General features: G+C 69.7%; 14 protein-coding genes. 4 read left to right on the forward strand and 10 right to left on the reverse strand.

What is annotated here, in order from left to right:
- Positions 1-556: 556 nt before the first annotated feature.
- On the forward strand, positions 557-1,681 hold the full coding sequence (gene recA, locus HED23_RS08690; protein ID WP_203182825.1) for a recombinase RecA: 1,125 nt from the start codon (positions 557-559) through the stop codon (positions 1,679-1,681).
- Between the two features lie 3 nt (positions 1,682-1,684).
- Positions 1,685-2,380 carry a recombination regulator RecX gene (recX, locus tag HED23_RS08695; protein ID WP_203182826.1) on the forward strand — a complete coding sequence of 232 codons (696 nt, stop codon included), beginning with the start codon at positions 1,685-1,687 and terminating at the stop codon, positions 2,378-2,380.
- A 461-nt stretch (positions 2,381-2,841) separates the two neighbouring features.
- Here the strand turns inward: recX and HED23_RS08700 are convergent, their stop codons facing one another.
- The 9 genes from HED23_RS08700 to HED23_RS08735 all read right to left on the reverse strand — a co-directional run bounded on the left by HED23_RS08700 (position 2,842) and on the right by HED23_RS08735 (position 10,251).
- Positions 2,842-3,498, reverse strand: coding sequence for a DUF6197 family protein (locus tag HED23_RS08700; RefSeq protein ID WP_238441878.1), 657 nt, complete (start codon positions 3,496-3,498; stop codon positions 2,842-2,844).
- Between the two features lie 259 nt (positions 3,499-3,757).
- Positions 3,758-4,162: a rhodanese-like domain-containing protein gene (locus tag HED23_RS08705; protein WP_203182828.1), complete on the reverse strand. Its 405-nt coding sequence runs from the start codon at positions 4,160-4,162 to the stop codon at positions 3,758-3,760.
- Positions 4,159-4,713: a cysteine dioxygenase gene (locus HED23_RS08710; RefSeq protein ID WP_398088246.1), complete on the reverse strand. Its 555-nt coding sequence runs from the start codon at positions 4,711-4,713 to the stop codon at positions 4,159-4,161. Before HED23_RS08710 ends, HED23_RS08705 begins: the two co-directional genes overlap by 4 nt.
- 221 nt (positions 4,714-4,934) lie before the next feature.
- The gene (locus HED23_RS35985) at positions 4,935-5,021 is read right to left on the reverse strand and encodes a putative leader peptide (RefSeq protein ID WP_311605579.1); all 87 of its coding nucleotides are present in this window, start codon (positions 5,019-5,021) and stop codon (positions 4,935-4,937) included.
- A gap of 32 nt (positions 5,022-5,053) precedes the next feature.
- Positions 5,054-6,688, reverse strand: a complete 1,635-nt coding sequence (locus tag HED23_RS08715; protein WP_203182829.1) for an FAD-dependent monooxygenase — start codon at positions 6,686-6,688, stop codon at positions 5,054-5,056.
- A gap of 193 nt (positions 6,689-6,881) precedes the next feature.
- Entirely contained in the window at positions 6,882-7,796 is a 915-nt protein-coding gene (locus tag HED23_RS08720; RefSeq protein ID WP_203182830.1) for an amino acid ABC transporter permease, read from the reverse strand.
- Positions 7,793-8,461 (reverse strand): amino acid ABC transporter permease, encoded by a 669-nt coding sequence (locus HED23_RS08725; RefSeq protein ID WP_203182831.1) that lies wholly within the window; start codon positions 8,459-8,461, stop codon positions 7,793-7,795. Before HED23_RS08725 ends, HED23_RS08720 begins: the two co-directional genes overlap by 4 nt.
- Before the next feature lie 98 nt (positions 8,462-8,559).
- A complete protein-coding gene (locus HED23_RS08730; protein WP_203182832.1) occupies positions 8,560-9,402 on the reverse strand; it encodes a glutamate ABC transporter substrate-binding protein in 843 nt (280 codons plus the stop codon).
- Between the two features lie 63 nt (positions 9,403-9,465).
- Positions 9,466-10,251, reverse strand: coding sequence for an amino acid ABC transporter ATP-binding protein (locus tag HED23_RS08735; RefSeq protein WP_203182833.1), 786 nt, complete (start codon positions 10,249-10,251; stop codon positions 9,466-9,468).
- Between the two features lie 341 nt (positions 10,252-10,592).
- Here HED23_RS08735 and HED23_RS08740 point away from each other — a divergent pair, with 341 nt between their 5' ends.
- Both HED23_RS08740 and HED23_RS08745 read left to right on the forward strand, forming a co-directional pair.
- Positions 10,593-11,285, forward strand: a complete 693-nt coding sequence (locus tag HED23_RS08740) for a response regulator transcription factor (protein WP_203182834.1) — start codon at positions 10,593-10,595, stop codon at positions 11,283-11,285.
- Positions 11,286-11,299: 14 nt separating this feature from the next.
- Positions 11,300-12,694 carry a sensor histidine kinase gene (locus HED23_RS08745; RefSeq protein WP_203182835.1) on the forward strand — a complete coding sequence of 465 codons (1,395 nt, stop codon included), beginning with the start codon at positions 11,300-11,302 and terminating at the stop codon, positions 12,692-12,694.
- Positions 12,695-12,755: 61 nt separating this feature from the next.
- Here HED23_RS08745 and HED23_RS08750 read toward each other — a convergent pair whose 3' ends face one another.
- The gene (locus HED23_RS08750) at positions 12,756-13,754 is read right to left on the reverse strand and encodes a TAXI family TRAP transporter solute-binding subunit (protein WP_203182836.1); all 999 of its coding nucleotides are present in this window, start codon (positions 13,752-13,754) and stop codon (positions 12,756-12,758) included.
- Positions 13,755-13,760: the final 6 nt, after the last annotated feature.

Consider the following 13,760-nt stretch of genomic DNA (forward strand, 5'->3'; position numbering starts at 1 on the left):
CTGGCCTCGGACCGCAGCCGGCCTGGTCCGTGTGGGAGCGCGGTGGCGCCGTGCGGTTCCACCTCGTGCGTCTGCGCGAAGGCCGTCCGGCTCACCGCGGTCTTAGGCGACCGAAGGCGACCAGGGGCCGACCTGCGTCGTCACGAGATGGCCGACCCGGGGCCTTCACTATGGATCGGCCGACTTCAGCTGATTCCGGGCGGCGGCGATTCCTGGGCCGATGGATGGAGTGCCCTCCTGTAACAAGGATGACATTTCGTAGCAAGCTAGGCTGAGATGTCGGCGTATGTCGCGGAACTGGGTATGGAGTCCATCGCGAAACATTGACTTGGGGGATGTTCGCTGCTATAAGCCGCTACGCTCGGTTCTGTCGGACTCGGCGTGGTGTGCTTGACACTGAAATCGAACATCCATTCTCATGGGATTCCGGCCGGGTTTTGCCGGGCCCGACCATGGAGTTGTCCACAGGCCGGGAGGACGTCGAGGCCCATTGTCAGTGGCAGGGGTTAGCGTCTGTGACGTGAAGCGATCGACTCAAGCAAATCGGGTGGAACCCATGGCAGGAACCGACCGCGAGAAGGCGCTGGACGCCGCACTCGCACAGATTGAACGGCAATTCGGCAAGGGCGCGGTGATGCGCCTCGGTGAGCGGCCGAACGAGCCCATCGAGGTGATCCCCACAGGGTCCACCGCGCTCGACGTCGCGCTCGGCGTCGGCGGCCTGCCACGCGGCCGCGTGGTGGAGGTGTACGGACCGGAGTCCTCCGGTAAGACGACGCTGACGCTGCACGCCGTGGCGAACGCGCAGAAGCTCGGCGGCTCGGTGGCGTTCATCGACGCGGAGCACGCCCTGGACCCGGAGTACGCGAAGAAGCTCGGCGTCGACATCGACAGCCTCATCCTGTCGCAGCCGGACAACGGCGAGCAGGCGCTGGAGATCGTGGACATGCTCGTCCGCTCCGGCGCGCTCGACCTGATCGTCATCGACTCCGTCGCGGCCCTGGTGCCACGTGCGGAGATCGAGGGCGAGATGGGCGACTCGCACGTGGGTCTGCAGGCCCGTCTGATGAGTCAGGCGCTCCGTAAGATCACCAGCGCGCTCAACCAGTCCAAGACCACCGCGATCTTCATCAACCAGCTTCGCGAGAAGATCGGGGTGATGTTCGGCTCCCCGGAGACCACGACCGGTGGCCGGGCGCTCAAGTTCTACGCCTCGGTGCGTCTGGACATCAGGCGGATCGAGACGCTGAAGGACGGCACCGACGCCGTGGGTAACCGCACCCGCGTCAAGGTCGTCAAGAACAAGGTGGCCCCGCCGTTCAAGCAGGCCGAATTCGACATCCTTTACGGTCAGGGCATCAGTCGTGAGGGCGGCCTGATCGACATGGGCGTGGAGCACGGCTTCGTCCGCAAGGCCGGCGCCTGGTACACGTACGAGGGCGACCAGCTCGGCCAGGGCAAGGAGAACTCCCGCAACTTCCTCAAGGACAACCCCGACCTGGCCAACGAGATCGAGAAGAAGATCCTCGACAAGCTCGGCGTGGGTGTCCGTCCGGAGGATGCCACTGCGGAGTCCGCTGCCGACGCAGCGGGTGCCCCGGCCGACGGGGCGGCGGCCAAGTCGGTGCCGGCTCCCGCGACCAAGGCCAAGCCTGCCAAGGCCGCGGCGGCCAAGAGCTAGGCCGTGACGCGTCGCACGGAGTGGCCGGGTGCCGACGCCGCCGGTTCGGGGGCAGGTGCCGAGTACGCCGCAGAGCCTTCCGGGGGTTCCCCGGAGCCCGGCCGGGGGGCCGGGTTCGGCGAGGGAGCGGGCCGGCAGTCCCGCTCCCGTTCCAGAAGCAGCGGTTCCCCTTCCTCGTCGAGGGCCGAGAAAGGGGAACCGCGAGACCCGGTGGAGCAGGCGCGCAACATATGTCTGAGGCTGCTGACCGGGACTCCGCGTACCCGTAAGCAGCTGGCCGACGCGCTGCGTAAGCGGGAGATCCCCGACGAGGCGGCGGAGGAAGTGCTCTCGCGGTTCGAAGACGTGGGGCTGATCGACGACGCGGCGTTCGCGGATGCCTGGGTCGAGTCCCGGCACCACGGCAGAGGGCTGGCCCGCCGTGCCCTCGTGAGAGAGCTGCGCACCAAGGGGGTGGACCCGGCCGTGATCGACGAGGCGGTCGGGCAGCTCGACCACGAGCAGGAAGAGGAGACCGCCAGGGAGCTCGTCGTGCGGAAGCTCCGGTCCACACGGGGGCTGGACCGGGACAAGCGCCTGCGTCGGCTTGCGGGCATGCTCGCGCGCAAGGGTTACGGGGAGGGCATGGCGCTGCGCGTGGTGCGTCAGGCGCTCGAGGCCGAGGGGGAGGACACAGAAGGGCTGGACGAGCCCTTCTGACCCAGTGGGCCTGTGGGCCGGTGAGCCGGTGAATCAGGGGGAACGGCGAACCGGGGCGCCGGTCGGCCGGCACGGAGAACGGTGGTGCCCGGAGCGAGCGGGGGGCGCGGCGCTCGGCGTGAACGGGGAACTGGGAGTACAGGTCGCGTGAGCCAGTCTGCGGCGGTGGCGGAGGGGGCCACCGTCGACAGGCTGCGCTCATTCGCGGCAGGGGGCGTCGGCAGGCGTTCATACCGAGCGAGCCACGCACGCTGCTCTGCTGTGCCAGGAGCCGAACCAGCTACGCGCGCCGGTCAGCTGCACGGCGCCGGTCAGCTGCGCCCGCCGGTCGGGTGCGCCCGGCGCCGGGCCGCTGACCCGCCGGGCAGTCACGCACGCCGGCCGACTGCGCCCTGAGCCGACCGGCTGCGTCCGCAGGCCGGCTGTGTCAGGAGCCGGGCGGTCGCGCGGGGCGGAGGGGCTCAGTGGCCGGCCAGGGTCGCCCGGCGGATCGTGGCGTCGATCAGGGCCAGTGCGTCTGCTGCCGTGCGGCCGGGATGCCGGTTCCAAGGGCCGATCAGACCTGTCCAGCCCTGCGAGCGCAGCTCGGTGATGAGCCAGGCACCGGCGCGGTCGACGGTGTCGAGCGACCCGTGGCCGAGCCGGTGGGCGGTGAGCATGGCTCCGCAGAGACAACGCGCGCCACGGGCGTTGCGCAGGCGGTAAGGGGTGTTCTGCCAGCCCCACTCGGTCAGGATCAGCCGGGCGTAGCCGAGATGGGTCGACGGACGCACATCGGGTTGCCCGATGCGGCGCCACGCGTGCAGACGCTCGGGCAGAACGGCGCCGAGGCGCCCGGGAAGTGGCCGTTCGCGGGGCCGCCGTGCGGGCACGGTCCGCAGTGAGTCCTCGATCAGCCGGTCGACGGGCACGGACAACAGATCCCGCCAGTGGGCCGGGTGCGCGGGCGGTGCCCCTGTGACCGCTACGCCCCCTCCTTGAGGCGCGGGCTCGGGCGCGGGCGCGGTGGCGGTGGCGGTGCGGTCCCAGCCTGTGACGATGCGCTGCCAGGCGTCCGTGTCGTGGAGCCGGGAGGCCTGTGCGTCCAGCTGGCCCGGGGTGAGCTGAGCGGTTTCCATCGGCGCGACATCTCCGTACATTCCGGTCCTCAGTGATGAGGTGAATGTCCGTCGTGTGCGGCGATTGCTCCACCGGAGAGCAGCGTTCGAGTGGGGCCGAGGTCCATTCGGTCGTGTCCGCAGCCGCATGGCCGGTGACGCTGTCGCCGGCCATGCGGCTGTTGCCGGCCATGCGGCTGTCACGGGCCATGCGGCTGCGGACACCGGCCTGGGTCACCGGTCCGGGGTGTGGCAGGCCCGGCGAGCCGGGTGCTTCAGGTCAGAGAGCGACCGGGAGCCCGGCCGCGCGCCACGCCTGGAAGCCGCCGGTCAGGTCTGTGGCCCGGTGCAGTCCCAGTTGACGCAGGGAGGCGACCGCGAGAGTCGAGGCGTACCCCTCGTTGCAGATCACCACGACCTGCAGATCGTGGCTCACCGCCTGCGGGGCACGGTGGCTTCCCTGTGGATCGAGCCGCCATTCCAGCTCGTTGCGCTCGACGACCAGGGCCCCGGGGATGAGGCCGTCCTTCTCGCGCAGTGCCGCGTAGCGGATGTCCACCAGCAGCGCACCCTCCGCGGCTGCGGCTTCGGCCTCCTTCGGGCCGACCCGCTCGTAACCCGACCGCACCCGGTCGAGCAGTTCGTCGATTCCCACGTGTTCCCGGCCGTCCTGCCCGCCGCTCACTGCCAGTCCTCCGGGCGCTCGGTCTGCTCCAGGCGCAGCACCGCCCCGGCGCGGCTGTAGCGGCGGATCTGAGGGAGAGGCGGATAGTAGGCGTGCACCGACACGGCGTGCTCGTCGCCGGACTCGTTGAGCACCTCGTGGACATGGTGACGGCCGAAGGCCCTGCCCTGGCCGGCTGCCAGGAGCCGGGTCCGGTCGATGCCCTCGCTCAGTTCGAGGGTCTTCCAGCCGTCGGTGGGCAGCCGGGCGGCCAGCGAGTGCTCCCTGAGCCCGCCCGCGGCGACGGTGAACGCCCCCGTCGACTCGGCGTGGTCGTGCCAGCCGGTGCCGGTACCGGGTGGCCAGCTGATCAGCCATGCCTCGCTGCCGCCGGGGCCGTCGAGCCGGAGCCAGGTGCGCCCTTCGGGATCGAGTGGGAGCGAGGCGACGAGCGCATCGTCCTCAGCGGTCCGGCGGACGAAGTCGAGCAGTTCCGCGGCGGTAGGGGCCGGAGCGCCCGGTGTGCCGACGGCCGGGGAATCCGGTGTGCCGATGGCCGGGGAATCCGGAATCGCCGGGGCCGGAGCGTCGGTGCCGACGGCAGCCCGGGCATCCGTGCCGACAGCGGGAGGAGTACCGGGGCCGGCAGCGGCCGGGGCCGGCGGGTTCGTGCCGATGGCGGACGCAGGCGTGGGCAGGGAGGGAGAGGATGCAGACACAGGGACCGTCCTGAGAAGTTCGCGTGGAGGCACAGCCGTGCGCGAAACAGCACGACGTGCCAGGTGGATGCGATTCAGCAGGACGGGCGACAGACGCAGCCCGCATAGCGGACGAGGTCCATATGGACCCTCCGCCACAGGCGCACGTCGGTGTCGGTCATGATCTGGAGTACACCATGTGCGCCTGTGGCGGTCAATTGACGTCCGCGGTCCGGTCGGAGCTCGAAGGAGTGCGCGCGTCGTCGTCGCGCGCCGGGTCCGCGCTACCCCCACGTACCGCGTCCGCTGCCGCGAAGAGCTCTGCGGGCCGCACCCCGCTGAAGGCGGCGACGAGGTGTCCGTCCGGCCTGACCAGCAGCACCGTATGGGCCGTGGCCCCCGGGTAGCTCTCGGTCACCAGCAGTTCGGCCTTCACGGGGAGTGCGTCCACCGCGTCGACGAGCCGGGGCATCACACCCGCCGTCAGCCAGTGCCGCCTGTCCCACACCCCGGTCCCCGGTGCGACCAGGATCACCAGCAGGTGCCCGAGGCCCAGCCGGTCGCGCAGCCGCACCGTCCTCCCGTCGGGCGCGGTCACCCGCACATCGGCCGCCGGTGCACCGGGGGCCGTGCCCACCGATGCGTGTGCCTCGGATCGTTGAGGCGAAAGAGGGGAGTGCGCGTACGAAGGGGGCGCACCCAGAGGACCGCATCCGAGATGGCCGTCGGCCAGCAAGGTGTCGTGCCCGCGAGCGGTTCCGGGCACGAGCGTCCGGAGGCCCGCGCCGCCCCGCAGTATCGGCAGCGACTGGTCGGCTGCCCGCAGCCGGGAGGCGACGGCGGCCCTGCGCTCGGCCTGGTAGCTGTCGAGCAGCAGCTCGGAAGCGCTGCGGTGCCAGGCCTGAGCCAGCTTCCAGGCCAGGTTCTCGGCGTCCCGCAGCCCCTCGTCCAGACCTTGGGTGCCGAGCGCCCCCAGCAGGTGTGCGGCGTCCCCGGCGAGGAAGGCACGCTTGGAACGCCAGCGCCTGGCCAGCCGGTGGTGCAGCGTGTACACGCCCGTGTCCAGCAGTTCGTAGGCAGGCGTCTCCCCGCACCAGCCCTCAAGGGTGTCGCGGATCCGAGTGATCAGGGCGTCGGGGGTGACGAGTTCGCCGCGTGGCGGGAGGAGCCAGTCGAGCCTCCAGACCCCGTCGGGCAGCGGCCGCGCGGTGACCTCCGCCCCGCCGGTGCGCCAGGGCGGAGCGCGGTGCAGCACGGCCTCGCCGGGCCAGGGCAGTTGGGCGCGGAGCGCAGCGACGGCGTGCCGTTCCACCGCTGTACGACCGGGGAATCTGATGTCCAGGAGCTTGCGTACGGTCGATCGCGCGCCGTCGCAGCCCACCAGGTAACTCCCACGCCACCAGGTCGCTCCCGGCTCCCGGGTGTGCACCGTGACGCCGTGCGCGTCCTGCTCCAGGGTGTCGATCCTGCTGAACGGAACCATGGAGACCAGGTCCTGCGCGGCGACCGCGGCCCGCAGCCCCCGGGTCAGCGCGTGCTGGGGCAGATGGACGGGCGCGGGCAGCGGAACGGTGCCCTCCTCCTCGCCCAGCGGTACCGCCCGCACCAGTTGCTTGCGCCGCACCGACCGCCAGCCGGTCCACCGCAGCCCCTCACGGTGAAGCTCCGAGCAACCGAGCCGTTCGACCAGGGCCGCGGTGTCCTCGCGCAGCACGACGGTGCGGGCGGGGCGTGGTTCGTCCTTGCCGGGCCCTTCGTCGAGCAGGACGGAGGGAACGCCCTGGGCCGCGAGGGCGAGCGACAGCGCCAGCCCGACCGGCCCGGCGCCGACGACGATCACCGGGTCCAATGTGTGAACCCTCCCGCGTCGGTCGTCGAGGTCGAGATGGAGGAGGGGGAGGAGGTGGAGACGGGGTTGGTTCGGGGCGGGATCACAGCACGTATGCAACCTACTGTCGATGCGTGCGTCAAGTGACCCGGGAACGTGGCGGGGGGCGCGGCATATATGCCGCGCCCCCCGAGGAGACAGTGTCGAGTGCCTGTCAGACCTTGTCCGTACCGCCGGTTTTGACCGGAGGCGCCTCGACTATTTCCAGTCCACCGTCCGGTGCGGCGCCGACCACCGCGCCCGTGCTCTTCTTGCCGCGCCGGAGCCGGCCCTCGAGCCAGCTCGCGAACGACGTCAGCGCGAAGTTCAGTGCCATGTAGATCAGCGCGATGATGGTGAAGCACGCGATGGTGTTCGCGCCGTAGTTCGCGCTCATCGGACGGACCGACGCCAGCAGCTCGGGGAAGGTGAGCACCGCGCCGCCGAGTGCGGTGTCCTTCACGATGACCACGATCTGGCTGACGATCGCCGGCAGCATCGCGGTGACCGACTGCGGCAGCAGCACGTACCGCATCGTCTGGCCCTTGCGCATCCCGATCGCCTTTGCGGCGTCGGTCTGCCCTCGCGGGAGGGAGAGGATCCCGGCCCGTACGATCTCGGCGAGCACCGAGGCGTTGTACAGCACCAGGCCCGTGACGACGGCGTACAGCAGCCGGTCCTCGGTGGCGAGGTTCGTGAACTCCGCGTACGCGGCGTTCGCCGTGATCATCAGGATCAGGACCGGGATCGCGCGGAAGAACTCCACGACGACGCCGGACGGCATGCGCATCCACCGGTGGTCGGAGAGGCGGCCGATCCCGAAGAGGGCGCCGAGCGGCAGGGCGATCAGCAGGGCGAAGAACGCGGCCTTGAGCGTGTTCTGAAGCCCGGGCCAGATATAGGTCTCCCACGGCTGGGGGCTCGTGAAGAACGGCTCCCACTTGACCCAGTCGAGCTGGTGCTTCTCGGCGAGGCTGCTGAACACCCACCAGGCCGCGGCCGCGAGGGCTGCCACGAAGACGACGGTGTACAGAATGTTGCGCTGCTTGGCGCGGGGACCCTGCGCGTCGAAGAGGACCGACGTCGTCATCGCTTCACCGCCACCTTCTTGCTCACCCAGCCGAGGAGGAGCCCGGTCGGGAGGGTGAGGCAGATGAACCCGAACGCGAAGACTGCGGAAATGAGGATCAGTTGAGCCTCTGCTTCGATCATGTCCTTCATCAGGTACGCCGCTTCGACCACACCGATCGCCGCGGCGACCGTGGTGTTCTTGGTCAGCGCGATCAGCACGTTGGCCAGCGGATTGACGACCGCGCGGAAGGCCTGAGGGAGGATGACCAGCCGAAGCACCTGGGTGAAGCTCAGACCGAGTGCCCGTGCTGCCTCGGCCTGGCCCGCCGGCACCGTGTTGATGCCCGAGCGCAGTGCCTCGCAGACGAAGGCGGCGGTGTAGAGGGCCAGCGCGAGCACCGCGAGCCGGAAGTTGATGACCTCGAAGTCACCTCCGCCGCCCAGTTTGACCTGCAAGGTCTGGAACAGGCCCAGCGACGCGAAGACGATGATCACGGTCAGTGGGATATTGCGGATGATGTTCACATAAGCGGTTCCGAAACCGCGCATCAGGGGGACCGGGCCGACCCGCATACCGGCCAGCAGCGTTCCCCATATGAGGGAACCGAGGGCGGAGTAGACGGTGAGTTTCACCGTCACCCAGAAGGCCCCCAGTAGGTCGTAACCTTCAAGAAAGTCGAACACGATCTCCCGTGCTTCCACGTGTGGGGAGGGCTCGGTGCGCCGCCTCGGCGGCGGCGCACCTCGTCAGCCCGGCTTCGGACCGCCTGGTGATGGGAGTGCTACTTGACGACGTCGCCGATCTTCGGCGCGGGCTCGTTCTTGTAGTTGGCCGGGCCGAAGTTGGCCTCGACCGCCTTGTCCCAGGCGCCGTCCGAGACCATCTTGGTGAGCGCGGCGTCGATCTTCTTCTTGAGGTCGGCGTCGCCCTTCTTCAGACCGATGCCGTAGTTCTCGTTGGTCATCTTGAAGCCGGCCAGCTTGAACTTGCCCTTGTGGGCCTCCTGCGCCGCGTATCCGGCGAGGATGGAGTCGTCCGTCGTCAGCGCGTCGACAGCCTTGTTCTCCAGGCCGGTGAGGCACTCGGAGTAGCCACCGTAGTTCTGCAGCTCAGCCTTGGGGGCGAGCTTCTCCTTGACGTTCTTCGCGGAGGTCGAACCGGTGACGGAGCAGAGGTTCTTGTTGTTCAGGTCCTCGGGCGACTTGATGGAGTTGTCGTCGGCCCGGACGAGGACGTCCTGGTGCGCCAGGAGGTAAGGACCTGCGAAGTCGACCTTCTGCAGGCGCTCGTCGTTGATGGAGTACGTCGCGGCGATGAACTTCACGTCGCCGCGCTCGATGGCGGTCTCGCGGTCCGCGCTCTTCGTCTCGACGAACTCGATGTTCTTGGCGTCGTAGCCGAGCTCCTTGGCGACGTACGTGGCGACGTCGACGTCGAAGCCCGCGAACTTGCCGTCGGGCGTCTTCAGGCCGAGACCGGGCTGGTCGATCTTGATGCCGATCGTGATCTTCTCGCCGCCGCCGGAGCCCGCGGCGTCGTCCTTGTCGTCGGAGCCACACGCGGTGGCGGTGAGGGCGAGCGCGAGCACGGCGGCCGAGGCGGCGGTGACCTTGCGAAGCTGCATGATGGAATTCCCTGGGTTGACGCGATGTGAATGTTCAGCCGGCGCTGGACCAGCCGTGCGGGATCAGTGGTGAAGGATCTTCGACAGGAAGTCCTTGGCCCGGTCGCTGCGCGGGTTGCTGAAGAACTGGTCGGGGGTCGCCTCTTCGACGATCTTTCCGTCCGCCATGAAGACCACGCGGTTCGCGGCCGAGCGGGCGAAGCCCATCTCGTGGGTGACGACGACCATGGTCATCCCCTCCCGTGCCAGCTGCTGCATGACCTCGAGGACCTCGTTGATCATCTCCGGGTCGAGCGCCGAAGTGGGCTCGTCGAAGAGCATGACCTTGGGGTCCATGGCCAGGGCGCGGGCGATCGCGACGCGCTGCTGCTGGCCGCCGGAAAGCTGCGCGGGGTACTTGTCCGCCTGCACGCCGACCCCTACGCGGTCGAGCAGCGCCCGGGCCTTCTCCTCGGCGAGCTTCTTGTCCGTCCTGCGGACCTTGATCTGGCCCAGCATCACGTTCTCGAGCACCGTCTTGTGCGCGAAGAGATTGAACGACTGGAAGACCATGCCGACATCGGCACGCAGCCTGGCGAGCTCCTTGCCCTCCTGGGGCAGCGGCTTGCCGTCGATCGAGATCGCGCCCGAGTCGATCGTCTCCAAGCGGTTGATCGTGCGGCACAGCGTGGACTTCCCGGACCCTGAGGGTCCGATGACTACGACGACCTCGCCACTGGCGATGGTCAGGTCGATGTCCTGGAGCACATGCAGCGCGCCGAAGTGCTTGTTGACGTTGCTCAGTACGACAAGGTCGTCCCCCGCAGTTGCGGCATCCTCGGCGGCCTTGGTCACTGACACTCCGCTCATCGGCTTCTTGCTCCGTCCTCCTCGGTTAGGGAAGGACCCTAGTGACGCAGTGCGACCATCGTCATTACATCTGAGCGGAAATTGAGCATAACGATCCGGCCTCAGCCGGACACTCCGTGTGTACGGGACACCACGGCGCGCTCGCCGGCGTACCGGGTGGGTAACGGAAACCCACTGGTAACGGGGATGGTCTTGACTGGCACACCCGTCATCGGAGTGGATGCCCTATTGCGGGGCGGTGTGAACCGGCGCCGTACGCGAGGACTCACCGAGCGGAACATCCGCGGGCCATCACGGATACTTTCAAGCGTCCCGGACGACACTGACGGAGAGGAGAGGGTATGAGGCTGTTGCTCGTCGAGGACGACGACCACGTCGCCGCGGCCCTGTCCGCCGTTCTCGCGCGGCACGGATTCCAGGTCGTGCACGCACGCAGCGGCGAGGAGGCGCTGCGGGCGCTGCTTCCCGCCGACAAGGAGCCCTTCGGCGTCGTGCTCCTGGACCTCGGGCTGCCCGACCAGGACGGCTACGAGGTGTGCGGCAAGATCCGCAAGCGTTCCGCGATCCCTGTGATCATGGTGACCGCCCGTTCCGACGTGCGTTCACGGATCCACGGACTCAACCTCGGCGCCGACGACTACGTCGTGAAGCCGTACGACACCGGTGAACTCCTCGCCCGCATCCACGCCGTGGCCCGGCGCCGGACTGCCGGCGAGGACACCGGCCCGACGCCGCTCGCGGCCCTGCGGATCGGGCACGTCCACATCGAACTGCCCACGCGCAGGGTCAGCGTCGACGGCCATGAGGTCCAGCTCACCCGCAAGGAGTTCGACCTGCTCGCGCTGTTGGCCCAGCGTCCCGGCGTGGTCTTCCGCCGGGAGCAGATCATCAGCGAGGTGTGGCGGACCAGCTGGGAGGGAACGGGACGCACCCTGGAGGTGCACGTGGCGTCGCTGCGCTCCAAGCTGCGGCTCCCCGCACTGGTCGAGACCGTACGGGGCGTCGGCTACCGGCTCGTCCCGCCGTCGGGCTGAGGACGTCACAGCCTGTGCGCACCCGCCTGCTTCCCCTGCTCATCGTCCTCCTTGCCGCCGTGCTGCTGGCCCTGGGGTTCCCGCTCGCCGTGCGGGTGGCCGCCGCCGAACAGCAGCGGGTCGTCATCGACCGCATCGACGACACGGCCCGCTTCGCCGCACTCGCCCAGTTCGTCAGCGAGCCCGTGGAGGGTTCGGACGAGCGCCGGCGGATCCTGCAGACCGAACTCCAGGCCTACGACTCGGTGTACGGGATCAGAGCAGGTGTCTTCTACCGGGACGACAGGGCCCTCGCCAAGGCACCGGACGGCTGGACCCTGCCGGACGAGGGAGAGGGACGCGACGCCTTCCGCGAGGCCCTGCTCGGCCGACGGTCCCACGACCCCGCGCAGGTCTGGCCGTGGCAGAGCGGCCGGCTGGCCGTCGCCTCACCGGTGGTCCGGGACGGTGACGTGGTCGCCGTCGTCGTGACCGACTCGCCCACCGGCCAGATGCGCTCCAGGACGATGCGCGGCTGGCTCCTCATCGCCATGGGCGAGGCCCTGGCCATGCTGGTGGCCGTGGGCGCCGCCTTCCGCCTCACCGGCTGGGTGCTGCTGCCGGTACGCACCCTGGACGCGGCCACCCACGACATCGCCAGCGGCAGGATGCGCTCGCGGGTCGTCGCGTCCGGAGGGCCGCCGGAGCTCAGGCGTCTGGCCAAGTCGTTCAACGAGATGGCCGACAACGTCGAGGACGTGCTGGAACAGCAGCGTGCCTTCGTCGCCGACGCCTCCCATCAACTGCGCAATCCCCTGGCCGCGCTGCTGCTGCGGATCGAGCTCCTCGCCCTCGAACTCCCCGACGGCAACGAGGAGATCGCCTCGGTGCGGACCGAGGGCAAGCGCCTGGCGAACGTCCTGGACGACCTGCTGGACCTCGCGCTGGCCGAGCACGCGGAGGCGGACCTCCAGCTCACGGACATCGGTGCCCTCACCGGTGAACGCGTCGCGGCCTGGCGTCCCCTCGCCGATGAGAAGGGCGTCGGCCTCACGCTGGACGGCGCTCCCGCGGTCACCGGCTGGGCCGACCCCATCGCCCTCTCCAGCGCGCTCGACGCCGTCATCGACAACGCGCTGAAGTTCACGCCGGAGGGCGCGGAGGTCCGGGTCACGACGGGCACCGACGGGACCGGTGCGACGGTCGTCGTCGCCGACCGGGGACCCGGGCTCACCGAGCAGGAGCTGGAGCGCGTCGGCGACCGTTTCTGGCGTAGCGGACGGCACCAGAACATCAAGGGTTCCGGTCTCGGGCTCTCCATATCGCACGCCCTGCTCACGGCGGGCGGCGGAACCATCCGCTACGGCACGCACGAGCCGCACGGCCTTCTGGTGACGGTCACCGTGCCGCGCGAGGCGCCGCACGCCTGAGGCCCGCATCCTGGGGCCCGCGTCACCGGCGCCCCGCATGCCTGAGACCGCGCGGACGGCCTCAGGGCTTGGCCGAGCGGTAGTAGCGCCTGGCCCCTTCGTGCAGCTCCAGGGGATCGGTGTAGATCGCCGTGCGCAGGTCCACCAGCTGCGCGGCGTGGACCTCGCGCCCGATCCGGTCCCGGCTGTCGATCACGGTGCGGGTGAAGGCCTCCGTCATCCGCGGATCGGTCCGGTCCGTGGTGATCAGCAGGTTGGCGACCGCCACCGTCTGGACGGCCTCCCCCCGCTGCGCGTGGTCGTAGGCGTCGGCCGGCATCACCGCGGACCGGTAGTGCCGGGTGGACCCGCCCGCCGCCTGGAGCTTGCTGATCAGGGGCGCCTCCAGTGGCACCAGCCTGACATCGAGCTTCTGCGAGAGTTCCTCCACCGCACCGGTCGGCAGCCCGCCGGACCAGAAGAAGGCGTCGAGCTCCCCGTCGACAAGCCGCTGCGGCATCGTGTCGATCCCGGCCTCCACCGGTGTGATGTCCTTCGAGGGGTCGACGCCCGCCGCGGTCATGAGCCGGTCCGCCACGAGGAGTACGCCCGAGCCCTTCTGTCCGACGCCGACCCGCTTGCCCCGCAGGTCGGACACCTTCCGGATGTCCGAACCCCTGGGTACGACCAGCTGGACGTAGTCGTCGTACAGCCGCACGCACCCGCGCAGCCGTTCGCCGCCCGGCTTGCCGCTCTGCAGATAGGTGGCCACCGCGTCGACGGTGGCGATGGTGAAGTCGGCCTTCCCCGTCGCGACCCGTTCGATGTTCTGCTGGGAGCCCTCACTGGTCTGCAGCTGTATCGAGACCTTGGGCATGTCCTTCGCGAGCGCGCCCTCCAGCCGCTGGCCGTAGCGCTGGTAGACGCCGCTCCGGACGCCGGTGGAGAACGTGAGCGAGCCGCTCGGCTCCTCCTCCCCGATCGGGAGCACCCACCACAGCAGCAGCCCGAGCACGACCACTGCGGCGACGCCACCCTGGAGGGTGCGCCGCCGGCCGAACCGGGACAGTGCGTGCTGCATGGCGCG

This window comes from Streptomyces pratensis (genome assembly GCF_016804005.1).
GTDB lineage: Bacteria > Actinomycetota > Actinomycetes > Streptomycetales > Streptomycetaceae > Streptomyces > Streptomyces pratensis_A.